This is a genomic window from Enterococcus sp. DIV2402 (genome assembly GCF_017426705.2).
GTDB lineage: Bacteria > Bacillota > Bacilli > Lactobacillales > Enterococcaceae > Enterococcus_F > Enterococcus_F lowellii.
The window spans coordinates 1,584,448-1,609,620 of record NZ_CP147251.1 but is presented as its reverse complement, the minus strand read 5'-3'; the positions used below and the strand labels follow the sequence as shown (position 1 = coordinate 1,609,620).

General features: G+C 34.5%; 23 protein-coding genes and 1 pseudogene. 4 read left to right on the top strand and 20 right to left on the bottom strand.

The window, feature by feature from the left end; all coding sequences use genetic code 11:
• Position 1 precedes the first annotated feature (1 nt).
• Positions 2-2,020: a DNA topoisomerase IV subunit B gene (gene parE, locus DOK78_RS07845; protein ID WP_279381646.1), complete on the bottom strand. Its 2,019-nt coding sequence runs from the start codon at positions 2,018-2,020 to the stop codon at positions 2-4.
• 135 nt (positions 2,021-2,155) lie between these two features.
• Positions 2,156-2,578 (bottom strand): CoA-binding protein, encoded by a 423-nt coding sequence (locus DOK78_RS07840; RefSeq protein WP_207940882.1) that lies wholly within the window; start codon positions 2,576-2,578, stop codon positions 2,156-2,158.
• Between the two features lie 95 nt (positions 2,579-2,673).
• Between DOK78_RS07840 and plsY the strand changes: the two genes are divergently transcribed.
• Positions 2,674-3,306: a glycerol-3-phosphate 1-O-acyltransferase PlsY gene (gene plsY, locus DOK78_RS07835; RefSeq protein WP_207940883.1), complete on the top strand. Its 633-nt coding sequence runs from the start codon at positions 2,674-2,676 to the stop codon at positions 3,304-3,306.
• A 329-nt stretch (positions 3,307-3,635) separates the two neighbouring features.
• Here plsY and DOK78_RS07830 read toward each other — a convergent pair whose 3' ends face one another.
• From DOK78_RS07830 to DOK78_RS07810, 5 genes are all read right to left on the bottom strand, one after another.
• Positions 3,636-4,196: a hypothetical protein gene (locus DOK78_RS07830; RefSeq protein WP_207940884.1), complete on the bottom strand. Its 561-nt coding sequence runs from the start codon at positions 4,194-4,196 to the stop codon at positions 3,636-3,638.
• On the bottom strand, positions 4,183-4,821 hold the full coding sequence (locus tag DOK78_RS07825) for an ABC transporter ATP-binding protein (RefSeq protein WP_207940885.1): 639 nt from the start codon (positions 4,819-4,821) through the stop codon (positions 4,183-4,185). The genes DOK78_RS07830 and DOK78_RS07825 overlap by 14 nt, the downstream gene beginning before the upstream one ends.
• Positions 4,822-6,165 (bottom strand): hypothetical protein, encoded by a 1,344-nt coding sequence (locus tag DOK78_RS07820; RefSeq protein WP_207940886.1) that lies wholly within the window; start codon positions 6,163-6,165, stop codon positions 4,822-4,824.
• Between the two features lie 12 nt (positions 6,166-6,177).
• A complete protein-coding gene (locus DOK78_RS07815) occupies positions 6,178-6,969 on the bottom strand; it encodes a hypothetical protein (RefSeq protein WP_207940887.1) in 792 nt (263 codons plus the stop codon).
• Positions 6,970-7,035: 66 nt separating this feature from the next.
• Entirely contained in the window at positions 7,036-7,476 is a 441-nt protein-coding gene (locus tag DOK78_RS07810; protein ID WP_207940888.1) for a hypothetical protein, read from the bottom strand.
• A 341-nt stretch (positions 7,477-7,817) separates the two neighbouring features.
• On the opposite strand from DOK78_RS07810, the pseudogene DOK78_RS07805 reads away from it, so the two are divergent.
• Positions 7,818-8,030 (top strand): annotated as a pseudogene (locus DOK78_RS07805) (tyrosine-type recombinase/integrase); the annotation flags it as partial.
• A gap of 104 nt (positions 8,031-8,134) precedes the next feature.
• Here the strand turns inward: DOK78_RS07805 and DOK78_RS07800 are convergent.
• The 10 genes from DOK78_RS07800 to dprA all read right to left on the bottom strand — a co-directional run bounded on the left by DOK78_RS07800 (position 8,135) and on the right by dprA (position 19,244).
• On the bottom strand, positions 8,135-9,010 hold the full coding sequence (locus DOK78_RS07800; protein WP_207940889.1) for an aldose 1-epimerase family protein: 876 nt from the start codon (positions 9,008-9,010) through the stop codon (positions 8,135-8,137).
• A 27-nt stretch (positions 9,011-9,037) separates the two neighbouring features.
• Positions 9,038-9,823, bottom strand: coding sequence for a GTP-sensing pleiotropic transcriptional regulator CodY (gene codY / locus DOK78_RS07795; protein WP_207940890.1), 786 nt, complete (start codon positions 9,821-9,823; stop codon positions 9,038-9,040).
• Between the two features lie 15 nt (positions 9,824-9,838).
• Positions 9,839-11,236 carry an ATP-dependent protease ATPase subunit HslU gene (gene hslU, locus DOK78_RS07790; protein WP_279381649.1) on the bottom strand — a complete coding sequence of 466 codons (1,398 nt, stop codon included), beginning with the start codon at positions 11,234-11,236 and terminating at the stop codon, positions 9,839-9,841.
• Between the two features lie 4 nt (positions 11,237-11,240).
• Positions 11,241-11,786 (bottom strand): ATP-dependent protease subunit HslV, encoded by a 546-nt coding sequence (hslV, locus tag DOK78_RS07785; protein WP_016174782.1) that lies wholly within the window; start codon positions 11,784-11,786, stop codon positions 11,241-11,243.
• 26 nt (positions 11,787-11,812) lie between these two features.
• Positions 11,813-12,715 carry a tyrosine recombinase XerC gene (xerC, locus tag DOK78_RS07780; protein ID WP_207940891.1) on the bottom strand — a complete coding sequence of 301 codons (903 nt, stop codon included), beginning with the start codon at positions 12,713-12,715 and terminating at the stop codon, positions 11,813-11,815.
• A 234-nt stretch (positions 12,716-12,949) separates the two neighbouring features.
• Complete coding sequence (locus DOK78_RS07775; RefSeq protein ID WP_207940892.1) at positions 12,950-14,371, bottom strand: flotillin family protein; 1,422 nt, start codon at positions 14,369-14,371, stop codon at positions 12,950-12,952.
• 17 nt (positions 14,372-14,388) lie between these two features.
• A complete protein-coding gene (locus DOK78_RS07770) occupies positions 14,389-14,802 on the bottom strand; it encodes a hypothetical protein (protein WP_207940893.1) in 414 nt (137 codons plus the stop codon).
• 133 nt (positions 14,803-14,935) lie between these two features.
• Positions 14,936-16,243, bottom strand: a complete 1,308-nt coding sequence (gene trmFO / locus DOK78_RS07765; RefSeq protein ID WP_207940894.1) for an FADH(2)-oxidizing methylenetetrahydrofolate--tRNA-(uracil(54)-C(5))-methyltransferase TrmFO — start codon at positions 16,241-16,243, stop codon at positions 14,936-14,938.
• A gap of 39 nt (positions 16,244-16,282) precedes the next feature.
• Positions 16,283-18,361: a type I DNA topoisomerase gene (topA, locus tag DOK78_RS07760; RefSeq protein ID WP_207940895.1), complete on the bottom strand. Its 2,079-nt coding sequence runs from the start codon at positions 18,359-18,361 to the stop codon at positions 16,283-16,285.
• Between the two features lie 133 nt (positions 18,362-18,494).
• On the bottom strand, positions 18,495-19,244 hold the full coding sequence (gene dprA, locus DOK78_RS07755) for a DNA-processing protein DprA (protein WP_339076389.1): 750 nt from the start codon (positions 19,242-19,244) through the stop codon (positions 18,495-18,497).
• A 290-nt stretch (positions 19,245-19,534) separates the two neighbouring features.
• Here dprA and ylqF point away from each other — a divergent pair, with 290 nt between their 5' ends.
• Positions 19,535-20,398 carry a ribosome biogenesis GTPase YlqF gene (gene ylqF, locus DOK78_RS07750; protein WP_207940897.1) on the top strand — a complete coding sequence of 288 codons (864 nt, stop codon included), beginning with the start codon at positions 19,535-19,537 and terminating at the stop codon, positions 20,396-20,398.
• Positions 20,388-21,158, top strand: a complete 771-nt coding sequence (locus tag DOK78_RS07745; RefSeq protein ID WP_207940898.1) for a ribonuclease HII — start codon at positions 20,388-20,390, stop codon at positions 21,156-21,158. The genes ylqF and DOK78_RS07745 overlap by 11 nt, the downstream gene beginning before the upstream one ends.
• Positions 21,159-21,200: 42 nt before the next feature.
• Here DOK78_RS07745 and DOK78_RS07740 read toward each other — a convergent pair whose 3' ends face one another.
• From DOK78_RS07740 to DOK78_RS07730, 3 genes are all read right to left on the bottom strand, one after another.
• Positions 21,201-22,970 (bottom strand): oleate hydratase, encoded by a 1,770-nt coding sequence (locus DOK78_RS07740; protein WP_207940899.1) that lies wholly within the window; start codon positions 22,968-22,970, stop codon positions 21,201-21,203.
• A gap of 213 nt (positions 22,971-23,183) precedes the next feature.
• Positions 23,184-23,738, bottom strand: a complete 555-nt coding sequence (gene lepB / locus DOK78_RS07735; protein WP_207940900.1) for a signal peptidase I — start codon at positions 23,736-23,738, stop codon at positions 23,184-23,186.
• On the bottom strand, positions 23,735-25,156 hold the full coding sequence (locus DOK78_RS07730; protein WP_207940901.1) for a S41 family peptidase: 1,422 nt from the start codon (positions 25,154-25,156) through the stop codon (positions 23,735-23,737). Before DOK78_RS07730 ends, lepB begins: the two co-directional genes overlap by 4 nt.
• Positions 25,157-25,173: the final 17 nt, after the last annotated feature.

The window sequence follows — 25,173 nt, the reverse complement described above, 5'->3', positions numbered from 1 at the left end:
CCTAATCATCAAATAAACTTAACTCTTGAACGTCTTGTATAGATTGTACTTCAATTTCAGGTTCATCTTCTTTTTTCTCCAGAATACTACCTTCTTCTTCTAATGAAAATTGAACATGAGATTCAATCCATTTGCGTCTCGGTTCAACCTTATCACCCATTAACGTTGTCACACGACGCTCAGCTTTAGCAGCATCATCAATTCGAACCCGAATTAACGTTCTTGTTTCTGGATCCATAGTTGTTTCCCATAATTGTTCAGCATTCATTTCACCAAGACCTTTATAACGTTGAATCATGTAACCACGACCAACTTTTTTTATCATTTGGTCCAGTTCTTCATCGGTCCAAGCATATTCAATAATCTCTTTTTTCCCTGTACCTTTAGACACTTTATACAATGGCGGTAAAGCGATATAAACTTTCCCAGCTTCAATTAATGGTTTCATATAGCGATAAAAGAACGTCAATAATAAGACTTGAATATGTGCCCCATCAGTATCCGCATCAGTCATGATAATTACTTTGTCATAGTTACAATCTTCTATTGCAAACTCCGGACCGACACCTGAACCGATTGTATAAATCATTGTATTAATTTCTTCATTTTTTAAAATATCTTGCATTTTAGCTTTTTCAGTATTAATTACTTTTCCACGCAAAGGTAAAATCGCTTGAAATTTGCGGTCTCGCCCTTGTTTAGCAGAACCACCAGCTGAATCTCCTTCGACAAGATACAATTCATTTTTCTGAGGATTACGAGATTGCGCAGGTGTCAATTTTCCTGAAAGCAGAGATTCACCTTTCTTACGTTTCTTCCCTGTACGGCTTTCTTCACGAGCTTTACGAGCGGCTTCTCGTGCTTCTCGTGCTTTAATAGCCTTACGAACAAGCATTTGACTCATTTCACTATTTTCTTGTAAATAAAAGCCTAATTGCTCACCTAAAACAGAATCTACTGCGCCACGCGCTGCTGGTGTTCCTAATTTTTCTTTGGTTTGTCCTTCAAATTGCAACAAGTTTTCTGGAATACGCACAGATAAAATGGCAGATAGCCCTTCACGAAAATCGCTACCTTCTAAATTTTTATCTTTTTCTTTTAATAGATTCACCTTACGCGCATATTCATTAAAGGCTTTCGTCATAGAAGTTTTTAACCCAACTTCATGCGTCCCGCCATCTTTTGTACGTACATTGTTAACAAAAGATAGGACATTTTCTGAATAACCATCATTATATTGGAAAGCAACTTCTACTTCGATGCCTTCTCGTTCACCTGAGAAATACGCAACTGGCGTCAATGTATCTTTCTCTTCATTTAAATAATCAACAAATTCTTTAATCCCTTCTTCATAAAGAAAAGTTTCTTCTACTTTTTCTTCTCCGCGAAGATCCGTTAGCATAATGCTTACACCACGTAATAAAAATGCCGATTCACGCAAGCGTTCTGCTAACGTTGTATAAGAAAATTTCGTTACTGAAAAAATAGTGGCATCCGGTAAAAAGTGAACCTTGGTTCCATTTGGTTTTCGGGTCTTACCGATTTTTTTAAGCGTTCCGTCAGGTTTTCCACCGTCTTTAAATTTCTCTTGATACTCTACACCATCACGAACAATCGTGACAGTTAGCCAAGTAGATAAGGCGTTTACCACACTGGCACCCACACCATGTAAACCACCTGATGTTTTATAACCACCTTGTCCAAATTTACCGCCAGCATGTAAGACAGTGAAGATAACCTCAACTGTCGGGATTCCAGAAGCATGCATTCCCACGGGCATTCCACGTCCACTATCTTGAACACTAATGCTATTATCTTCATGAATGGTTACACTGATTTCTTTTCCATAACCTGAAAGAGCTTCATCGACAGCATTATCAAAAATTTCATATACTAAATGATGTAAGCCTCGGCCATCTGTCGAACCGATATACATCCCGGGTCTTTTTCTTACCGCTTCTAATCCTTCTAAAACTTGGATTGAGGCGTCATTGTATTCATTGGTTTGTTTTTTTACCAAAGCTAGCGCTCCTTTTTCAAAATTTACTCGAATCATTATACATCATATTTGTTCCACTAAGCAAAAAATTCGTGAAAAACAAGAAAAAAATTCTAAGAAGAAACTTTCTCTTAGAACTTTTTTTCATACTTGCATTTACGTCATCTTTGCTAATTCAATTTTAATGCAACGATTCATTACAATGTCTGTTCGACCTGCTGTTTGTAAAATTTTAGCAGCCTCTTCATTTTCAATACCTAGTTGCGCCCAATATACTTTAGCATTCGTTTCTAAAAAATCTTTCGCAACATCTGGTAAAAATTCACTTCGTCTAAAAATATCCACAATATCGATTTCTTCAGAGATATCTTGCAAACGTGCATATACAGGTTCACCAAGAATTGTTTGCCCTGCTAATACAGGATTTACAGGAAAAATACGATACCCATGCTCTTGTAAAATTTCAGCAATTTTGTAGCTAGTTCGATCTTCTTTATTACTCAACCCAATCACTGCAATGTTTTTTGCTTCTTTTAAATATTGTTGAATTACTTGTTCACTAGGATTTTCAAAACTCATGTTGCATCCTCCTTCGAATATTTCGTTCTTTTTTATTGTTGCAATACGTAATTCATGCTAAAATTGCTCTAGTTCTTTTAAGAAAGTTGGTCATTATGAAAATTATAATTTTATTGGTCATTGCTTATTTATTGGGTTCTATTCCCTCTGGCGTATGGATTGGAAAACTCTTTTTCAAAAAAGATATCCGTCAATTTGGTAGTGGAAATTTAGGCACAACCAATACCTTTCGTGTCTTAGGAAAAAAAGCTGGAATCATTGTCTTAGTAATGGATATTTTAAAAGGAACACTGGCTACTAGCTTACCTGTTATTTTTCATATCACTACAATTAACCCTTTATGGTTTGGTGTTTGTGCTATTTTAGGTCATACATTTCCAATCTTTGCTGGCTTTAAAGGTGGCAAGGCGGTGGCTACTAGTGCGGGAATGCTGTTAGGTTATCAACCACTTTTCTTTTTATATTCGACAGTTATTTTCATCATCTGCTTGTTTTTCACTAGCATGGTTAGTCTAGCAAGTATGATTGCTGCCGTGCTTATTACTTTATCAACCTTTTTCATCCCTTATATTGCGCCAATTATTTTAGAAAAGCAAGATTGGCTATTAACTATTATCGCCATCTGTGTGACTGCTTTTATTTTTTATCGTCACAAAGACAACATTCAACGGATAAAAAAAGGAACAGAAAATAAGGTTTCCTTTGGTCTAAATAAACCGAAAAAATAAGCTGGGTGTATCCATCCCAGCTTATTTTTTATTTCACTGTTATAAACTGGTATACACAATAGGTAGAAACTACTTAAACCTTTTAGCAAATATATACCTTAACAGTACCACTTTATCAACTTGATTGCACCTATTAAGTAACTCAAGTTTATTCAAATTTCGATTAATCTAGGCTCACTATATGGGTGGCTCTCTTAATACATAGAGATAAATTTCCTGCACGATTAATTATATTTTTCTCAATCGATTTTCTATACTCACCCGTATAAAAATATACTATTCCGTCTTTATAAAATCATTTAATTATTAATCTATAAACAATATATAGTTTAAAACTCATACATTTTTTTCGGAATGATTTTAAATTTATAAATATTATTTTGTTTCGCTTCTTGCTTTTTGAAGTTAGGTTTTATATAAAGATAGAACTCTTCTTGCTTATCATAATGATTATAGTAATTGTAAAATTTCCCTTTTGCGAATTCCACTTCTACAAGAATTGTTCCCTCTTTATTCGGAGCCAACAAAATATCATTTTTTGACGTTTCCGCCATCATATAACTCGAAAAATTTTGATACTTAGCAAAAAAAGAAATGTACTTTTTTTCTAACAAATCAATTTCTTTATCTCCAATATTTTTGACTTGAATAGCTAACGTTGTTACTATATAGTTTCGTTCCATATCTTCCTTATATATTTCTTCAATACTAACAATTTCTTTTAAAGTGTACTCTATATCTTCAATATTAATACTTTCTCCTACCTCAACAGGTATTTCTGAGGTTTCATACATTTGATTATTTTTATTAACAGCTTTAATCCTTAGTAAGGAAATAATAATCAAAAAGAGTATCAAGAATATTATACAGTTTTTCTTAATCCATTTCATTTAAATGCCCCTCGCTAATTCTAAGCCTAATATCCGTTATTCTAGCTAAAAATTCAGAATCATGACTAGCAATAATAATAATCTTGTTCTTTTGACGTTCAGAAATCAATATCTGTTCGATCGTTTTTATACCATCTTCATCTAATGCATTAGTTGGCTCATCAAGTATAAGTATTGATTGATCTTCCATTATAGCTTGAGCAAATGCTAACCGTTGTTTCATACCTAATGAGAAATTTTTATATTTCTCCTTTTCCACATTTAAAAGACCAATTTTACTTAAAGTTGATCTAATTTCATTATCAGTTATTTTATTGTTAATAGATGCAAGAAATTTCAAATTCTGAAAAGCCGTCAAATCATTTATAAACTGAGGATTCTCAATAATAATACCTGTATCTTCTAAGTGCTCAATATCATGTCCAACAATTTTTTCTCCAAGTTTAACTTCTCCCGCATCATAAGAAGTTAAACCTGTAATTACCTTTAATAGCATCGTTTTTCCAGAGCCATTAGGTCCAGTTATTCCTATAATTTGACCAGATTGAGCTACAAAAGATATATTATTTAAAATCCTTCTTTTTTTTATTGTTTTTGTTACATTTTTTATTTCTAATTTGCTCATTTACTTACTACTTCCTCTCATAAAAAAATGACTACACGAAATCAAGAAAACAATAATTGACCAAGTAATGGCTAGATTTCTTGATATAAAAACTAACTCCCATTGGTTAACCATTAATGCGTTCAAATAGATTCCTTTTCCAACTAAGATGTTCACAAAAATTAGAATCATTACTATAACTAAACTGATTTTTGGAGAAATTTTCATGGTCATATATTCGTAAAATATCCCCGAAGAATACAATACCATCCATGACGTTAAAAGTATCTTAGCAAGAAAATAGTCTATCTCTGAGTTGGCATTCGGATTAAATTGTGTATCTAAAATCAAAGGGATAAAAAAGTATACGGTCACAAAAAAGAAACTTATACATAACAGAGAAAGGTTCTTTAAGATTGAAAATGTGTGCTTTGTTGTCCGTATTCTCAAATAAACTCCTGTAGAAGTCCAATCTTCATATCTCGTGGACCCTAAAAATAGAAAATATAAAACTATAATAAAATACCACATAAAGGGAAAAGAAAAAATATCTTCATACAACAAATCTTTTACCATAGCTGGCTCAACACCAAGTAAAAATTCCATGCTATACACCGATAAATAAGAATAATCCTGATAATTTATATATTTAAAAAAAGTATATAGTAATATTAAAATAAACATTAATACCATTTTCTTTACAGTTTTCCAACGAATTAAAATTTCACGTTCAACTATTTTCCTATTTATAAAAGAAAATGTGTTTAGAAAAATTAGTATACACACTGCTATATTTCTAAAAAAATACAAAGGTGAAAAAGCATTCAATCCTGCTATATTAAAAAAATAAATAAGTTTTGACGAAAAAAAGAAATAATCAATGATAGGAATAATACTCATAGATAGACATAATATCAATGATATTTGATTTTTTAATAAAATAAGGAAAAGAAAGCATATTATAAACATAATAATTTGTTGATTAATTATTGTGCCTATATAAGTAAATTCAAAAGAAAAATAAGTTTGTTTTTTTATAGCAAGAATACATATCGCCGCCAATATGTATAAAAATGAATAGAAAATACTAGCAAATAAAGAATAATAACTTGCCAAAATAATCTTTCTAGATGGGTTCATTCTTATTTGAGCTATTTTTGAATAATAACTATTGGTGACAATTCTAAAAAATAAAAAATAAAATGGAAGTATCAATATACTTATATAGTATTCATCAATAATAAGTGTGTATCCGGATTGACCTATTTTCAAAATAAACTCAGCTGAATAATTAGCAGCCAGTAAGAAATATAAAAAATAAGGAATATAAATTTTCTTATAGTGCATAAAAATATTAAAATACATTTTTGTTAGTCCTCACTCCGTATGTCTTAATATATAGTAATACAGTGATAAAATGATGCCAAACAAACATAAAAAAAGAATGCTTGTGCTGATTAATGATACGTTATAAGCGTGTACCGAAAGAGTAACAAGCGGTGACAATTTATGTTTTATTGGTATTACAAGTAATATGAACGGAAAAATTACTGCTAAAGAGAATAAATACATCTGCTTATTTACAAAATATCCCAATAATAAAATCAAATTATTTATTAGTAATACATATATAAGTGCAATACCAATGTACATCAGCATGTTGATTAAAGGATGGTTTTTGAATAACTCTTGGCTAAATGTTTGTCCTGGAATTAATGGATATGCTCTCATATAATCTGTAAACTCGTTTGGTTTAATTAATGGAAAGAACAAGCTGTTCAAATATATATTCAAAAATAAAGTTGAAAGTGTTACAAATATACTGATAATAGAATTAGTGAGTAACATTGAATTTAAATACGTTTTTTTGGAGGATCTAATTAAATAAAAATAGGAGAAAAAGTTATTTTTTTCTTTTAATAAGTGTAACGAGAACGGTAGACTTGAAAGTGGAAATAGTAGAACCAACATGATAAACAAAAAAGAACCACTAGAATCTCCCGATAAAATCCAGGCATAAGATAAACTTCTTGGAACTTCTTCTGGATTAGCCAATTTTTCATTCATCAAATTGTATACTACTTGAGAAATAGAAATTGTCCATAGAATTAATAAAGACAAATAAATAATTTTTTCTGACAGAACTTGATGTAATCTTTTCTTTAACAAATTTTATATCTCCATTCATTTATATTATAGGCAGGTCATTGTATTAAATTATAATAAACTGATTATTTAAGGTAAAACATATACGCCACTTTCTCGAGTATAATCTGGGGACCAATTCCCAGAAATAGTTACTTTTCCCAAAGTACTAGCAATACCTCTAAATCGAGTTGGAACTTTATTGAATGTCTCATATGCCGAATTATACACTTCATACTTTCTTCCAACTGCAACGGTCCCACCATTTCCGACGTTTACCCATCTATTCTTTCCATTAGCTTGAGGCTTAGCATTAAATGTAGTTATAGATCCATCACTTGTTTTAGTAACACTAATATACATTGAGGAGCTTGTCTCCTTTGTTCTAGCACCAGTATAGTGATTACTAGCAGGTCCCCAAAATTGGAATGAATAAGGCTTATCCTGAGTATCTGCAAATCCAATGAATGATGTAAAAAGAGTGGTTACAATAAAGATAAATGCTCCTCGTGACAAAATTTTACTTTTCATAAAAAACTTCCTTTCTTATGACCTGCCCCAAATTATCTTACCATAACTGATATGTAAAAAATGTTTTGGTCGTAAACGTCGTGAATTCATGCCTGAACGTCATGTTTATTATAATTGTATACGTCATACAATAACGAAGTATATTTTTTCTGTAGAGTATCTAAATAAAAAGACAGTTGATTTAGCCTTTGCTACACTTTTCATGCTTTATGATCTAATCGTTTTAGACTAGGTTATCTCATAAAGAGGTAATTTTTTTATCCCCTCTTTTATCATCTCAAGTTGCAATTTCTATTACAAATTACCATGTATGATACTAGAAGTTACTAGTTAAAAAATTTTATCAACGACATAATAACATTCCTGTTATAACCGCTCATGGATTTCGTCACACACATTGTAGCCTGTTGTTTGAATCTGGTGCATCCATGAAAGAGGTACAAGAGCGATTAGGACATAAAGACATTCAAACAACGATGAATATCTATGCTCATGTGTCACCAGAAAAAGTGAAAGACACTGCATCTAAATTTGCTAACTATATGGCTTTTTAGTGTGAAGTTTATTCAAAAGTTTATTCATTTATATTTATCTAACAAAAAAAAGCCTAGAAATCTTGATTTAACAAGGTTTCTAAGCTTCCATTTAAACTTATTTTTTATTTCACTGTAATCGAATACTTTGTCTCAAATACTTCATGAGCATCTAATTTACGAATGCCCAATTTTTCTGTTAGTTCACCACTTGCATCATGGGTATCTGCAATGCCTTCCCATGGTTCAATACATACAAAAGGTGATTCTACTGGATAAGTAGACCAAATACCAACATACGGCATGTTATTATAAGTTAATGTTACACTATGTGGTGAATTTTCACTACGAATCGAAAATGAATTTAAACCAATTGTTTCAAAAATCAATGCATCATTTTTGAATAAATCATGCGTTAAAGCAATATTCGTATTTGTTTGTCCAAGCGTCCGCTGATCTAAATTTACATAGCGGCCACGCAAAGGAACAATAACACGAGATTTCATTGGTGATGGCTCTAAAAAATAATCCTCAAACGACAACCCTTCCTCTAATGGCACATTAAAAGCTGGATGTCCTCCAATTGAAAAATACATTTCTTCACCTGTAGGATTTTCTACACGGTATTTAACCACAATACCGTCTCCTCCTAATTCATAAGACAAAACTAATTTAAAATCAAAAGGATAGACTTTTTTTGTTTCTGGTGTGTCTTCTAAGATAAAACTTACTGCATCTTCTTTTTGTTCCAACACGCTAAATTCCATATCGCGAGCAAATCCATGTTGCGGTAGTTCATAGGTTTTCCCTTGATACGTATATTGATTGTCTTTTAAAGAACCAACAAATGGAAATAAAACTGGTGCATGACGAGCCCAATGTTTGGGATCAGCTTGCCAAATGTATTCAATCTCTGTTTCTTTACTTTTTAAGCTCTTTAACTCTGCTCCATGTGTTGAGATAACTGCTTTTAAGTGAGGTGTTTCAATTGTAATATCCATTTTATTTCCCCCTTAGAGTTTAAAAGTTTACGCTTTATCTAGTTCATCTTTAAAGCGATGATTCAATACTTTTAAATAAGTCCCTTTCATCCCTAATGAACGCGATTCAATGATGCCTGCTGATTCTAATTTACGCAAAGCATTCACAATCACTGAACGCGTAATACCAATTTCATCTGCAATATTGGAAGCTGTCAAACGGCCTTCATCACCTTCTAATGCATTAAAAATTGCTTGTACAGCTTTTAACTCGCTATATGACAAGGTATTTACTGCCATTTGAACAGCTGTTGCACTACGAATATCTTCTTCAATATTACGTGATGTTTGGTATAAAATTTGCATTCCTACAACTGTTGCACTATATTCTGCCAAAACTAAATCTTCATCATCAAAAGAATCCGTAATTCTTGAAAGAATAATTGTACCTAAACGTTCACCCGCACCAAAGATTGGCACAACAGTTGTTAAACCATGAGGATATAACTCACGAGATTCAACAGGAAATGCGGTCATATCACTATCAATTGTAATATTAGCTTCTGTAGCATTTAAGTTATCAACCATATCGGTATAATTTTTTGGAAATTGTTTCTCAACAAACATATTTTTTACACGCGCATTGTTCACATCATGTTTTTCATTGAAGCCTAATAAGCTTCCGTTACTACTGATAATATACGCATTACTATCTAAAATATCCCCTAAAATAATCGCCATTTTATCATAAGGCAAATCAGAATCCATATTAAAAGTATTTTTTTGTTGTAATAATTCGTTAATTTGTCTTGTTCTTTCTAAAAGTGTGGTCATCTTTTTCTCCCTTTTTTATAAAATATAACGACTTAAATCTTCATCCTTGGCAATATCTGCTAATTTTTCATCAACATACGCTTCTGTAATTGTAATTTCAGCCATTTGCATATCAGAGGCTTCAAAAAGAAGGTCTTCTAAAAGTTTTTCTAAAATAGTGTGTAGACGACGAGCACCAATGTTGTCTGTATCGCGATTCACTTGGAAAGCAATCGCCGCAATGCGTTCAATTGCTTCAATTGTAAAGGTTACTTGCACATTTTCCGTACCTAATAATGCAATATATTGTTTGACTAACGCATTATTTGGCTCTTTTAAGATTTTCACGAAATCTTCAGCTGTTAAATCGTCTAGTTCCACACGAATTGGGAAACGTCCTTGTAGTTCAGGAATTAAATCACTTGGTTTTGATAAATGGAACGCGCCTGATGCAATGAATAAAATATGATCAGTTTGTAATGAGCCATATTTAGTATTGACTTGCGAGCCTTCCACGATTGGTAAAATGTCACGTTGAACACCTTCACGAGAGACTTCACCAGATTGTTGTGATTTGGAAGTTACTTTATCAATTTCATCAATAAAAATAATTCCACTTGATTCAGCTAAACGTAACGCCTCACTATGAATGTCTGCATCATTAACTAATTTAGAAGATTCTTCTTGAATTAATAGTTCACGTGCTTCTTTCACAGTAACTGTCCGTTCGACTTTCTTGCGTGGTTTCAAAGCACCTAAAGTTTCGTTTAAATCAATTCCCATTTGTTCTAACCCATTATTCATCATAGGGGCTTGCGTTTTTGGTTCGTCAATTTCAATCGTTACTTCACGCGCGTCTAGAGCACCACGTTCTAGCTGTTCAAAAATTGACTGACGGTTGACACGAATTTCATCGGTTAATTCTTCTTTAGGTTCTTCTGGTTGTTGCATTGTGTTAAACATATTCATCATCTGTTCATATGGATTTGCTGATTGTTTCTTCTCTTTTTTGATTCCTGGCACTAATACTTTAGCTAAACGACGATTGGCTTTTTTTTCTGCTTGAATACGTACGCGATTATATTGTTCTTTTTGAACAATTTGAATCGCATGTTCAACTAAATCTCGAACCATAGACTCCACATCACGACCGACATACCCAACTTCAGTAAACTTAGTTGCTTCTACCTTCACAAAAGGTGCTTGCACTACTTTGGCTAAACGTCGAGCAATTTCTGTTTTTCCGACTCCCGTTGGACCAATCATTAAAATGTTTTTAGGGGTAACTTCTTGCTGCATTTTTTCGTCTAATTGTAAACGACGATAACGGTTACGCAAAGCAACAGCTACAGATTTTTTAGCAGCGTGTTGTCCAACAATATATTGATCCAATTCAGCGACAATTTCTTTTGGTGAAATATTTTGATTCATCATAAAACTAACATTCCTCTACAATAATATTATGGTTAGTAAAGACGCAGATATCTGCGGCTATATTTAAGGCATTTTCAGCGATTTCTTTCGCTGTTAATTCATTACTAGCGTATTTTTTCATTGCGCGCGCAGCTGATAACGCATAGTTCCCACCTGATCCAATCGCTAAAATACCATCATCTGGTGCAATTACTTCTCCAGTTCCAGAAACTAATAACATTTCATTTTTATTCATAACAATCAACATCGCTTCTAATTTTTGCATTGATTGTTTCGTACGCCATTCTTGCGCTAGTTCCACAGCAGCTCGTTGCAAGTTACCGTTGTATTCATTTAATTTTCCTTCAAATTTTTCTTCTAAAGTAAACGCATCCGCTACGCTACCGGCAAAACCGACAACTACTTCACCATTATAGATTCGACGTACTTTGCGGGCAGTTCCTTTCATGACGATTTGCTCGCCCATCGTTACTTGACCATCTCCGGCCATTGCAAATTTGCCATCCTTTTCAACGGCACAAATAGTGGTTGAATGAAATTGTGATTCCATTAATACATATCCTCCTAAATAACTGTTTATTGATTTGCTCTTGGATGAAACTGTCGATAATTTTTTTGTAAACTTTCTTTCGTCACATGAGCATAAATTTGAGTAGTTGATAAATTGGCATGACCAAGCAGTTCTTGAACTGTACGCATATCAGCACCATTGTTTAGTAAATGTGTCGCAAATGTGTGTCGCAACATATGCGGATGAATTTTACTATCCAAACTACTTTTACGAATGACTTGATTAAGTGCATATTCAATTCCCGTTGAAGTAATTGGATCACCTAAACGGTTTACAAAAACAAATGCATGGTCTTTGTGATATTTTTCCATTAATAATCGGCGCCCTTGTTCAAAATATATCTGCAAGGCTTCTTGTGCATACGCCCCAAACGGAACATATCGTTCCTTGTTTCCTTTTCCGTGAATTAACAACACGCCATTTTCCCAATCGATTTGATTAACTTCTAAATTGGCACATTCACTTACACGTAAACCTGAACCATATAACACTTCTAGCAGCACGCGATTTCGCTGTTGCAAAGGTTCAGTTCCTTGAACGCTTTCAAAAAGGGCAGTCATTTCATCTTCATAGAAAAACCGAGGTAATTTAACACCCTTTTTTTTCAAATGAATATATGAAAATGGATTTTCAGAGATAACTTCTTGTTTCAGTAAATACTGATAGAAGGAACGTAAACTCGCAATTTTCCGACTAATGGTATTGCGACTATATAGTTTATCATTTAATTTTCCCAGATACATTCGAACATCGCGATGATCAATCGCTAAATAGTTTTTATTTTTATCTTTTAAAAAATCAAAAAAGACTTCCATATCTTCCTGATAAGCCTCTTGAGTTTTTTCTGAATAACCTCGTTCTACCATGAGATAGCGGAAAAATTCAGCGGGCCAATCTCTTGATACCATTGCTTTTCCCCCATTCTTGATTCTCTTAACTTTAGCATAGACCAAAAGAAAAAACAAACGAATTGTCAGAATTTAATCAATATTTCAAAGTATCTTCACAATTAAGAAAATTTGCATATAATTTTCTAAAAAATTTCTAAAACAACTTTCAGTTTTCTTTCCATTTTGTTATTTTATAGAATGCACAAAGACTGCTAAATAAGTAAATTATTTAACAGTCTTCCAATTATATTTTTATTTTTCTTCAGCTACAATTACAGGTTGTACATCGTCATGTTTTGATTCGATTGCTTGAACAATTTCTTTATTCCCTTGTTTTGTAGCCATGGTCTCATTAATTAAGCCTACTAAATCTAATCCCGTTGTTTCTTTAATTGTATCAAACGTTCGAGCTAGACCAGCTTCACCCATTTCATGTAATCCATCACCACCGCCAAAACTAACAACCTTGTCGATATTACTAATTGGTGCATTAACTTCTTTCGCAATCGCAGGTAGGACTTTAATGAATTCCATTAAAATACCAGCTTCGTTGAGTTTTTGTAATGCCAAGGCCATTTTCTCTTTGCTTTCAGCTTCGGCTTGACCAACCTTCGCAATTTTATCCGCTTCGGCTGCCCCAAGTTTTTCTACTCGTTGTGCTTCTGCTTCAGCCGCTAAGCGTACTTTTTCAGCATCAGCTTCCGCTTTCGCAATTTCTCTGGCTTTTTCAGCCAAAGCGTTTTGTTCAATAACATATTTATCCGCTTCTGCTTTCTTACGAACAGTCGCGTTCAATTCTTTCTCACTTAATTCTGCTTGTTTTTCTTGAATTTCAATATTTTTCTCTTGTTCGATTAAACGAACTTTCATTTTTTCACCAGTCGCAACTTGTTCAGCTTTCGCAACAGCAACATCTTGTTCTTGTTTGTATTGCGCTTGTTTTAACTGCATTTCTTTGGTTGCTTCAGCAATTTCTGTTTTACGACGAATTTCTTCATGCTGTGCTAACTGTTCATTTTCTGCTTGTTTAATACGTGTTTCACGCAATGCATTCGATTCAGCTACTTCAGCATTTTTCTTCACTTCAGCGATTTGCGGACGACCTAACGCATCTAAATAGCCATTTGGATCGGTCACATCTTTAATTGTAAATGAGACAATTTCTAATCCCATTTTTCGTAAGTCAGTGGATGCCACTTCTTGAACTTGTTCCGCAAAATCATCACGGTTTTTATAAATCGCTTCAACAGTCATCGTTCCTAAAATTGCACGTAAATGACCTTCTAGTACTTCTTGTGCTTCATCTTCTAATTCTTTTGTTGATTTACCTAAATATTGTTCTGCCGCTGTTTTAATAGATTCAACACTGTTTCCTACTTTAACTAATACAGTTGCACTCGCTAAAATCGGAACACCTTGTTCTGTATAAACTTCTGGCGTACCAATTTCTAATTTATGTGTTAATAAGCTTAACTTATGGGCCTTTTGAACAATCGGAATAACAAATGTTCCGCTATTCTTTAAAATTTTAATTCCTTCTTTACCTAAAAAAGAACCCGTCACAATTAGTGCTTCATCAGGCTTTCCAATACGGTAACGAACCATCAGAAAAGCTAAAATTGCAATTACAGCAATGATTCCCCACAATATAGGACTACTCAAGATTTCTAACATATACAACACTCTCCTCTTTAAAATTGATTACTTTTAACGACTAGGGCAATCCCCTTTTCATCAAAATCAATAATTAACACTTTTGTACCACTTGGTAAAACGACGTCGCTGTTTCGATCTTCCTCACGATAAAATTTAGCTGGGTAAACCGAGATGGCAGATTCACTCCCAATTTCAATTACTTCACCGATTGAATTTCCTCGAAGTCGCGTAGTCAATTCGCCAATTAAATAATCATTTTCTCCTAACACATTGCTTTTATTTTTATCAGTTAATTGATTATATAAAAACATTAATGGAAAAAAAATGAGTGCAAATAATAAATATAATGCAAAAATAACGAGAAGAAAAAATAGCAACCATAATAATGCTCGTATAGCTACCGGTTGACTAGCTCTAAAATGATTTAGTTGTTCAATAAAACCAAACATTCGATTTCCCACCTTCCGTTATTTCATAATTTAATGATAGCGTATTCCTTGAAAAGGTTCAAGAATATTCCTAAAGATAGTCCTTAAGACTGATAAAAACACCGAACCATTTTTACATTGGTTCGGTGTTTTTTTAATGATTAATTTCTGATTTTTTTGCTTCTAAGCTTTCTAATGCACGATTTGCAATTGCTTCATAACGTGATTTTTTATCTTTAATGCGTTCTGGTAATTCAGGGAATAAACCAAAATTTGCATTCATCGGTTGGAAATGTTTGCCAGAAGCATGTGTAATGTAATACGACATACTACCGATTGCTGTTTCTTGTGGGAAAGTAATTAATTCTTCCTCTTTCGCCATACGTGCAGCATTGATTCCTGCTACTAAACCACTTGCGGCGCTCTCAACATATCCTTCAACACCTGTCATTTGACCAGCAAAAAATAGATCATCACGTAAACGTGATTGATACGTTTGTTGTAATAACTCTGGTGAATTCATAAAGCTATTGCGATGCATTACCCCATAACGAACGATATCTGCATTTTCTAAACCAGGAATCATGCGGAAAACACGTTTTTGTTCGCCCCATTTTAAATGAGTTTGGAAACCAACAATGTTGTATAACGAAGCAACGGCATTATCTTGACGTAATTGAATGACTGCATATGGACGTTTGCCTGTTTTTGGATCTTCTAATCCAACAGGTTTTAATGGACCAAATAACATTGTTTTACGGCCACGTTTTGCCATAACTTCAATTGGCATGCAACCTTCAAAGAATTTTTCTTTTTCAAATTCTTTTAATGGTGCAACTTCGGCAGCTACTAGCTCATCATAAAAAGCGTTAAACTCTTCTTCTGTCATTGGACAGTTTAAATATGCTGCTTCACCTTTGTCATAACGAGATTTCAAATATACTTTATCCATATCAATCGTTGCTTTATCGATAATTGGAGCTGCTGCATCGTAGAAATAAAAACCTTCTGAACCATTAAAATCTTTAATAGCTTGTGCTAAAGGTGCTGAGGTTAATGGACCTGTCGCAATTATGGTAATCCCCTCTGGAATATCAGTAATTTCTTCTTCAACCACTGTAACTAATGGATGGTCTTTCACACGTTTTGTAATTAATTCTGAAAAAGAATCTCGGTCAACCGCTAAAGCTCCACCAGCCGGCACAGAAGTTTGATCCGCTGAAGTAATCACAACAGAATCTAAACGGCGCATTTCTTCTTTTAAAACACCAACAGCATTTGCTAAGCTATTTCCGCGGAGTGAATTTGAACAAACTAGTTCAGCAAAGTTTCCTGTATGATGTGCTTCTGTTGATTTTTTAGGGCGCATTTCAAACAAACGAACAGGTACTCCAGCTTGGGCTACTTGCCAAGCTGCCTCGCTTCCAGCTAAACCAGCACCAATAATATTTACGGTTTTCATTATAAAACTCCTTTAAGATGAAAAGAATCCATCTTTTTTCTATTTTTGTACATCTTCTTCATAGTCACCGTTTGGACAAACAATTTGTTTGCCACCTTTGACTTTTTTCTCTACTAAATAATGATCACATTTTGGACAATTTCGGCCAATTGGTTTGTCCCAAGAAGTAAATTCACATTCAGGATAACGATCACACCCATAGAAGATACGATTTTTCTTAGATTTTCTTTCCACAACTTGTCCTTTATGACAGATGGGACACTCCACACCAATTTCTTTAACAATCGGTTTTGTATTGCGACAATCAGGAAAATTACTACACGCATAAAACTTCCCGTATCGTCCCAATTTAATAACCATTGGATGTCCACATAATTCACAATCAAAGCCTGCAGGTTCATCCTTTATTTGGATTTTTTCGATTTTCTCTTCTGCTGTTACTAATTCTTTCTCAAATGGTCGATAGAATCGGTCAACAACTTTAATCCAATCTTCTTTACCTTCTTCTACTTTATCTAAATTGTCTTCCATCTCAGCTGTAAAATGAACATCGACAATTTGCGGGAAGAAATCTTCAATAAGCGTATTGACGATTTCACCTAATTCAGTTGGTTCAAAACGTTTTTGTGCCAATTTCACATAATACCGACGTTGAATCGTTTCTAGGGTTGGAGCGTAAGTAGATGGTCGACCAACACCGTTTTCTTCCAATGTACGAATTAAGGTAGCTTCACTAAATCGTGCAGGTGGTTGTGTAAAGTGTTGTTTTGGTTCGATATCTACAGATTGAACAATCTCGCCAATTTCTAGCTCTGGCAAAATGTTTTCTTTGTCCTCTTTCCCATCATCGCGACCTTCAACATATACTTGCATAAACCCTTTAAATTTTACTTTTGAACCATTCGCAATAAATTGCACACCATTATGATCCAATGTCACTTTCATTGTATCTAAAATCGCTGGCGTCATTTGACTTGCTACAAAACGTGACCAAATTAAAGAATATAATTTTAATTGATCTTTGTCTAGATATTTCGCCATCTCATCTGGTGTACGCAATGCACTAGTTGGACGAATTGCTTCATGGGCATCTTGAGCACCTTGCGCATTTTTCAATTTTTTGACATCATGCGCTGCGAATTCTTTTCCATAAGTTGATTCGATAAAGTCCGTCACTTCAGCTTTTGCAGAATCTGAGATACGTTTTGAATCGGTACGCATATAAGTGATTAAACCGACTGTCCCTTGACGTCCTAATGAAATTCCTTCATATAGTTGTTGGGCAACCATCATTGTTTTACGTGTTCTAAAGTTTAGTTTGCGCGCTGCCTCTTGTTGCAAACTACTCGTAGTAAACGGCGCTGCTGGGTTGCGTTTACGTTCTTTTTTCTCAACGTTTTTTACTTCATAATCTTTGCCTGTAATACGGCTAGTAACTTCTTTCACGCTTTCCGCATTTGGCAATTTCTTTTTCTTACCATCAATTCCCCAGAAGTTAGCTTTGAATTTCTTGCGTCCCTTTTTGAAATTCCCGTCAATACTCCAGTATTCTTCTGGTTTAAAATCACGAATTTCTTTTTCACGGTCAATAATAATTTTTAAAGCGACTGACTGAACACGTCCTGCACTCAAACCTTTTTTAACTTTACGCCACAAAATAGGACTAATGGAATAACCGACTAAACGGTCTAATACCCGACGTGCTTGTTGCGCATCCACTAAGTCTACATCAATTGTGCGCGGTTCTTTAAACGCTGCTTTTACTGCATCTTTGGTAATTTCATTAAAAACCACACGATTTTTTTCATTTAAGTCTAAATTCAATAAATGGGCTAAATGCCAAGCAATGGCTTCCCCTTCTCTATCCGGGTCACTTGCAAGATACACTTTTTGTGCTTTTTTTGCTGCTGAGCGGAGACTTTTAATGACATCGCCTTTTCCACGAATGGAAATATAATGTGGTTCATAATTATTTTCAACATCGATTCCCATTTTACTTTTTGGTAAATCACGAATATGTCCCACACTGGCAACAACTTTGTAATTTCGACCAAGATACTTCTCAATCGTTTTTGCTTTCGCTGGTGATTCCACAATCACCAAATATTTATAGGCCATGCACAAATGGCTCCTTCCTAAGAAAATTTCCTACTATATAAAGTGCTATCAATTAACAATAAATCGTAGCCTATCATATCTATAAGAAAATCTTTTGTCAAGGAGAGACATACGCACACTTTCAAAAAATAACTTAATATTTCGGAAGTTCGTCAAAAATATCCTGCACAGTATAGACACATTTTGCTCCGTCTTGAATCAAATGATGACAACCATTTGACTGTCCACTGACAATTTCTCCAGGAATAGCAAAAACTTCTTTTCCGTACTCCAACGCCAACTGTGCGGTAATCAAGGAACCACTTCGTTCTTTCGCTTCAATGACGCAGGTTCCTTGTGTTAAAGCCGCGATAATTCGATTGCGCATGGGGAAATGATGTTTTTGTACGCCAACGCCATGAGGGTATTCACTTAAAATCAAATGATTCTTTCGCATTTCTACAAATAAGCTACTAACTTCTCTTGGGTAACACAAATCTAAACCACAACCAACAATTCCAATGGTATTTCCTCCTGAAAGAATGGCTGCTTCATGGCTACAACGATCGACACCCTTTGCTAAACCACTGACAACGACAATGTTTTTTTCAACAATTTTAGGAACAAAACTATTCAACACCTGTATGGCATAAGATGTCGCTTGCCGTGCACCGACAATTGCTAATTTAGGATACTGTAACAATGATACGTTCCCCACATAAAATAAAATTAACGGTTGCTGATACAATTGCTTCAATTCTATCGGATAATCTTCAGCCAACCAGGTGACAAATTGTTGTTTGGCGGCCTGTTCTACTAACCAAGATTCTGAAATAGCCTGCCAACTTTTTTTGAATTGTTCTTTGAATCGCTGAATACCTGCAATGCGTATAATTTCATCCATTGAAAAAATTTCCTGTTGCAATTCCTCTGCACACCTCACAACTTTCCATTTACCGATTAGTCCGATTCCTCTACAATAAGTTAATTTAAAAATTAATCTCTCAAGTTTACTGAGCTGCCAAAAGTTCAAACTTTTCCGCCTCCTTTTCTTCTCATCTAAAAATACGCAAAAATATTCCCAACTTTTTTACACACAAAAAACTTGAGTCCCTTTGTAAAAACGTTTATGATTGACGTTGTGTAAAATAAATGACAAATTTTATCCATATTCGTAGAAAAGGAGTGATAGATATGGCAATTCAATGGTTTCCTGGTCATATGGCAAAAGCGAAACGAGAAGTAAGCGAAAAATTAAAATACGTGGATATTGTTTTTGAATTAGTTGACGGACGACTACCTTTAGCATCTCGTAACCCTATGCTTGACCAAATTCTTCAACAAAAACCACGCCTTGTTTTAATTAACAAAGCTGACCTTGCTGATCCTAATCAAACAAAACAGTGGGAAAAATATTTTATTGAGAAAGGTTTTTCCGTTTTAGCAATTAATGCCCAAGAAAATAAAGGAGTCAAAGCGATTGTTGCAAAAGCTAAAGAAGCCCTCAAAGCAAAATTAGAACGCGATCGCAATCGTGGTCTAAAACCACGTGCTATTCGTGCAATGGTTATAGGCATTCCAAACGTTGGAAAATCAACACTCTTAAACCGATTAGCTGGCAAAAAAATTGCTCAAACAGGAAACAAACCTGGCGTAACTAAAGGACAACAATGGATTCGTTATGGAAGTGAATTAGAATTATTAGATACTCCTGGAATCTTATGGCCAAAATTTGAAGATCAAGAAATCGGCAAAAAACTTGCATTAACAGGTGCTATCAAAGACCAACTTTTGCATTTAGATGATATTGCCATTTATGGACTGGATTTCTTTGCGCGTTACTATCCAAAGCAATTGGTTCAACGTTATCATTTATCAGAAGAAGAACTCTCACAATTAGGTCCTGAACTGTTGATGACAATTACTGAAAAATTAGGCTTTCGCGATAATTACGAACGGGGAAGTGAACGGGTCATTCATGACATTCGTCAAGGAAAATTAGGAAGATATACATTAGATCGTTGTGAAGAATTTGGAGTGGGACTTGATGAAGATTGAATCTATTGCGACGATTAAAGAACAACTACAATCTCTTTCATCTTTAGACGATCCCTATGTGGTAAGCTTGCGTCAAGATTCACGATTAGGCGTTCAAAAATTATTGACACAGCTTGAAAAACGCTTAGAAAAAGAGGCACAACTCAAAACAAAGTATACTGAAATGCAGTTATTTGAACATGCTTGTTATGACCAAGGGCATATGCTAATAGCGGGTATCGATGAAGTGGGTCGTGGCCCTTTAGCAGGTCCAGTGGTTGCCGCAGCAGTGATCTTACCACAAAACTGTGAAATTTTAGGTTTAAACGATTCCAAGCAATTGTCTGAAAAAAAACGGGAATTACTTGCAAAAGAAATTAAAGAGCAAGCAATTGCTATCGGAATCGGAATTCTCTCACCTGAAGAAATTGATACCTTAAATATTTATCAAGCAAGTAAACAAGCGATGATGCAAGCAGTCGTCCAATTAACACCGCAACCTGAGCATTTATTAATTGATGCGATGACTTTAGAGTTACCTTTTCCTCAAGAAAAAATTATTAAAGGGGATGCGCGTTCTATTTCAATTGCTGCAGCAAGTATCATTGCAAAAGTTTATCGGGATAATTTAATGAAGGATTATCACAAATTATATCCACATTATGGCTTTGATAAAAATGCTGGTTACGGAACAAAAATTCACCTTGATGGGCTCGCAACACATGGAATCACACCAATTCATCGCAAAACATTTGCCCCTGTCAAGCAATATCTTTCATAAAAAAACACCCTTCTCGAACTTGAGAAAGGTGTTTTTTCTCTATTAAATTAAATGACTGTCTTTTAATAACTCTTCAATAAACGTTCCTTCGACTTTTTTCAACCCGCGTTTTTCTAACACTTTAATTAACCAAGGAACGTGCATGTCTGTAATTTTTTTACCATCCATTAAACGATTCGTTGAAGATAATAAGGTGCGAATATCATAGGCTGACGCAAAGACTTCTGGTACACCTCGATCAACTTTTAATAAGCTATACACGGCTTCCATTGCGGTACGGACGGAATATTCTGTGGTAAAAACTGTATCTCGTTCGGTCTCGCTAAAGTTTCCAATAAAAGCTAAATTTTTAGAGCCTTCTGGAACTACTAGCGGACGGTCTCCGTTAGCACGAGGCATAAAATAAGACGTAATGTAAGGCATATAGCAAGGAATTGTATTCGCTGAATGACGAGCTAAGTCAGGAATTATTTCCACTGGTACACCTAAATGATATAACCATTCTTGTGCGATTTCATTTCCTGAACATTCCGTAATTTTTTTCTTAATAAAATCACCTTTTTTATCCGAAAGTAAGCCATAAATCCACACGACTAATTGATCTTTAGGTTGATTTTTAAAATGTGGTTGTCGATTTAGGGTATAACTCATTAGCCATCCAGAATCCTTAGCTGTAACGATTCCGCCAGTGACAACTTTGCCAGCATAAGGATCACGTTTGCTAATTTTTTCGATATATGGCGCTATTTTATCATCAAGCGTCGTTAAAGTTGCAGAAACAAACCAACTTTCTTCAGGTAAATTTTCACAGAACTTACTAGGATTACCTAATGCTGGGTCTTGTTTCGCTAAATTTTGCCATAACTGCCAGCTACCACCGGGCTCATGAGTAATAGGGGCTGGGTGATCATTATCCCCATATGTCGTACTTTCAGTAATGCTACCATTCGTTACAAAGACTAAATCATCTGTCGTTAAAGACACACGTTGTTCTTCACCATTCACTTCAAGAATCAATTCTTTTGCTATTAATCCATTTTCATGTTCCACGATAATATTTTTTACCATAGTATCATATTGGAAATGCACATGATGCGCTTCTAAATAGCGAACCAATGGTAAGACTAATGATTCATATTGGTTATATTTTGTAAATTTCAAAGCAGATAAATCTGGTAACCCATCAATATGATGGATGAAACGCATAATATAACGACGCATTTCCATTGCTGAATGCCATTTTTCAAAAGCAAACATGGTTGACCAATACGTCCAAAAGTTAGACTCAAAAAATTCTTCTGAAAAGACATCTGTAATTTTTTTATCTTGTAAACTATCTTCTGTCATAAGAAACAAACGAACAATCTCTTCTGAAGCTTGATCAGATAATGTAAATTTACCGTCTGTTGGAATACGTTCGCCACGGTTTTCAATCACACGACAATTAGAAGAATTCGGATCTTCTTTATTTAACCAATAAAATTCATCTAACACCGAAGCATCTTCCACTTCAAGAGAGGGCACTGAACGGAATAAATCCCACAGACATTCAAAGTGATTTTCCATCTCGCGTCCACCACGAATAATAAATCCTTTTGTTGGATCTAAAATACCATCCAAGCTTCCCCCAGCAAGGGGTAGTTCCTCGAAAATGTGAATATTTTCTCCTTTCATTTGGCCATCGCGTACTAAAAAAGCAGCAGCTGCCAAGGACGCTAAACCGGATCCAACTAAATAAGCTTGTTTACGATCGACATTTTCTGGTTTTTTTGGACGAGCAAACGCTTCATAATTTCCATTACTTCGATACATAGAAACATCTTCTTTCATTAAATTGTTAAATACAAATTTATTATGAAATTTTTCCTTAAATTTAACAATCAAAAACCCTTCAAACTTGTACGACAAATTACGTTTTTTGTCAAAAAATGACGGTGATTTACATAAAAAAACTATCTAAACAATTGAGACATTGCGCTCAATTATTTAGATAGTGCATGTTTAAACAAGCCTAATTCATAGCTTCTAAATAAACTTAATATGTGTAAATGGGTAATAGACAAAACGAGCCTTACCTAAAATGTTTTCTTCAGAAATTGCACCAAATGAGCGACTATCTTTAGATAAACGTCGATTGTCTCCAATAACAAAATAGCTGTCTTTTCCTAATTTTTCTACACCCATCAATTCTTCAAATTTAAAGTCATAGGTGAAAGGAATCGGCTCATCATTTTCTGCCAAGTTTTTCTCTAAGAAAGGTTCATTAACTTGTTTACCATTAATATACAGTTTATCGTCTGCATAACTAACAGATTCTCCAGGTAGACCAATTACCCGTTTAATATACGTTGTTCCATCTGATAGTTGAAAAACAATAATATCAAAACGTTTGATCTCAGAAATCTTTTCAACAACAACCATATCTCCTTGCTGTAAAGTTGTCTCCATAGAATTTCCTTCAACAGGAACTGGAATCAATAGAAATCCCCGAATCATTATAGCCAGTGCTCCGGCAACAAAAGTATATTTCAAAATCATCCAAACTATTTCAAAAAAGCGGTCTTTGTTTACTGTTTTCATTGTTTCGACTCTTTCGTCAATACTTCAACTGCTTTCTCGTACATTTGATCGGACTTGCGCAGTTGGTCTGTTATTTTCAATTCAATAACCACTGCTGTTTCGGCATCTACTTCTCCGGTTTCTTTTAACTTATTGGATGATTGGAAATCTTTGACCGCTTGTTCTGTTGCATCATTAAAGGTATTGCCTTCTGTTTGATATGCCAATACATGTAAGAATGTATTTAAATTTTCTACGTCTTCGGAGGTCATTCCTTTTTTTAACGTTTCATTTTTCGGTAATGGTGGTAGGTAGGCATACTCTGGAAAATCAACTTCAATCGTCGGTTTTAATCCTTTTTCATTAATCCATTCACCAGATGGCGTTAACCACTTTTGAACCGTCATTTTCAGCTCACTCTGGTCTCCAAAACCATTCACTGCTTGAACGGTCCCTTTCCCAAAAGTTTTGGTGCCAATTACAGGTACATTAGCGGATTCTTTTAACGCTGCTGCAAAAATTTCTGAGGCTGAAGCACTGCCACCATCGACTAATACTGCAACAGGTTCCGTCACCTTAAACCCACCGTCTAAGTCACTAGATGCTTTACTGGAACCGACAATTTGGTCATCCGTTTCAAATTGAACAATCGTTTGACCATCTTCTAAAAACATACTTGCCATAGCTTCAACTTGACTTAAATAACCACCAGGATTTTGTCTTAAATCAATGATAAATGATTGTGCTCCTTCTTTGCGCAACTTTTCAATTGCCTCTTGTAACTCACGTGCAGTACTTTCATTAAAACTAGCAATTTGAATCTTACCAATCGTCGGTTGGTTTTCATCCATTTCTGCGATTAAAGAAGCAATTGGAATTTTTCCACGAGTAATTTCAACATCAAATGTTTTGTCTGCCCGCTGAATGGTTAACGTTACTTGTGTACCTTTTTCGCCACGAATCGACTGTACCACTTCATTTAAGGTTTGCCCAATGGTTTCTTTTCCATCCACTTTTAAAATTTTATCATGAACTTTTAAACCAGCTTTTTCAGCAGGACTGTCTTTGACTGGGGCTTGTGCAACTTCAGGTAAATTATCAACTAAAGTCAGTGTTGCACCGATGCCTTCAAAACTATCAGCTAACGAATTTGACAATTGCTCTGCTTCTTCTTTGCCCAAATAAGTTGTATACGGATCATTTAATGCTTCAGTCATGCCTTTAAGGGCTCCTTCAATCAGCGTATCTTTATCAACTTTTTGATAATAATCTTCTTGTAATGTACGATACAAGGTATGAACTTTTTGTAGTTCATCTTCTTCCTCTGAAGCTAATGTGACTCCTGAATTGTTGGCAATATATACGCCGCCACCAGAAATAACCGCTACACAAATGAGTGATATAATATATCTATGAAAAGGTATTTGTTTATTTTGCATGTGTTTCCTCCATTTTT

Bases quoted from the DNA above. Each gene is read 5' to 3' on its own strand.
- DOK78_RS07840 (WP_207940882.1), bottom strand. From the start codon at position 2,578: ATGAGTTTTGAAAATCCTAGTGAACAAGTAATTCAACAATATTTAAAA.
- plsY (WP_207940883.1), top strand. From the start codon at position 2,674: ATGAAAATTATAATTTTATTGGTCATTGCTTATTTATTGGGTTCTATT.
- DOK78_RS07830 (WP_207940884.1), bottom strand. From the start codon at position 4,196: ATGAAATGGATTAAGAAAAACTGTATAATATTCTTGATACTCTTTTTG.
- DOK78_RS07825 (WP_207940885.1), bottom strand. From the start codon at position 4,821: ATGAGCAAATTAGAAATAAAAAATGTAACAAAAACAATAAAAAAAAGA.
- DOK78_RS07820 (WP_207940886.1), bottom strand. From the start codon at position 6,165: ATGTATTTTAATATTTTTATGCACTATAAGAAAATTTATATTCCTTAT.
- DOK78_RS07810 (WP_207940888.1), bottom strand. From the start codon at position 7,476: ATGAAAAGTAAAATTTTGTCACGAGGAGCATTTATCTTTATTGTAACC.
- DOK78_RS07800 (WP_207940889.1), bottom strand. From the start codon at position 9,010: ATGGATATTACAATTGAAACACCTCACTTAAAAGCAGTTATCTCAACA.
- codY (WP_207940890.1), bottom strand. From the start codon at position 9,823: ATGACCACACTTTTAGAAAGAACAAGACAAATTAACGAATTATTACAA.
- hslU (WP_279381649.1), bottom strand. From the start codon at position 11,236: ATGATGAATCAAAATATTTCACCAAAAGAAATTGTCGCTGAATTGGAT.
- hslV (WP_016174782.1), bottom strand. From the start codon at position 11,786: ATGGAATCACAATTTCATTCAACCACTATTTGTGCCGTTGAAAAGGAT.
- xerC (WP_207940891.1), bottom strand. From the start codon at position 12,715: ATGGTATCAAGAGATTGGCCCGCTGAATTTTTCCGCTATCTCATGGTA.
- DOK78_RS07775 (WP_207940892.1), bottom strand. From the start codon at position 14,371: ATGTTAGAAATCTTGAGTAGTCCTATATTGTGGGGAATCATTGCTGTA.
- DOK78_RS07770 (WP_207940893.1), bottom strand. From the start codon at position 14,802: ATGTTTGGTTTTATTGAACAACTAAATCATTTTAGAGCTAGTCAACCG.
- trmFO (WP_207940894.1), bottom strand. From the start codon at position 16,243: ATGAAAACCGTAAATATTATTGGTGCTGGTTTAGCTGGAAGCGAGGCA.
- topA (WP_207940895.1), bottom strand. From the start codon at position 18,361: ATGGCCTATAAATATTTGGTGATTGTGGAATCACCAGCGAAAGCAAAA.
- dprA (WP_339076389.1), bottom strand. From the start codon at position 19,244: ATGGATGAAATTATACGCATTGCAGGTATTCAGCGATTCAAAGAACAA.
- ylqF (WP_207940897.1), top strand. From the start codon at position 19,535: ATGGCAATTCAATGGTTTCCTGGTCATATGGCAAAAGCGAAACGAGAA.
- DOK78_RS07745 (WP_207940898.1), top strand. From the start codon at position 20,388: ATGAAGATTGAATCTATTGCGACGATTAAAGAACAACTACAATCTCTT.
- DOK78_RS07740 (WP_207940899.1), bottom strand. From the start codon at position 22,970: ATGTATCGAAGTAATGGAAATTATGAAGCGTTTGCTCGTCCAAAAAAA.
- lepB (WP_207940900.1), bottom strand. From the start codon at position 23,738: ATGAAAACAGTAAACAAAGACCGCTTTTTTGAAATAGTTTGGATGATT.
- DOK78_RS07730 (WP_207940901.1), bottom strand. From the start codon at position 25,156: ATGCAAAATAAACAAATACCTTTTCATAGATATATTATATCACTCATT.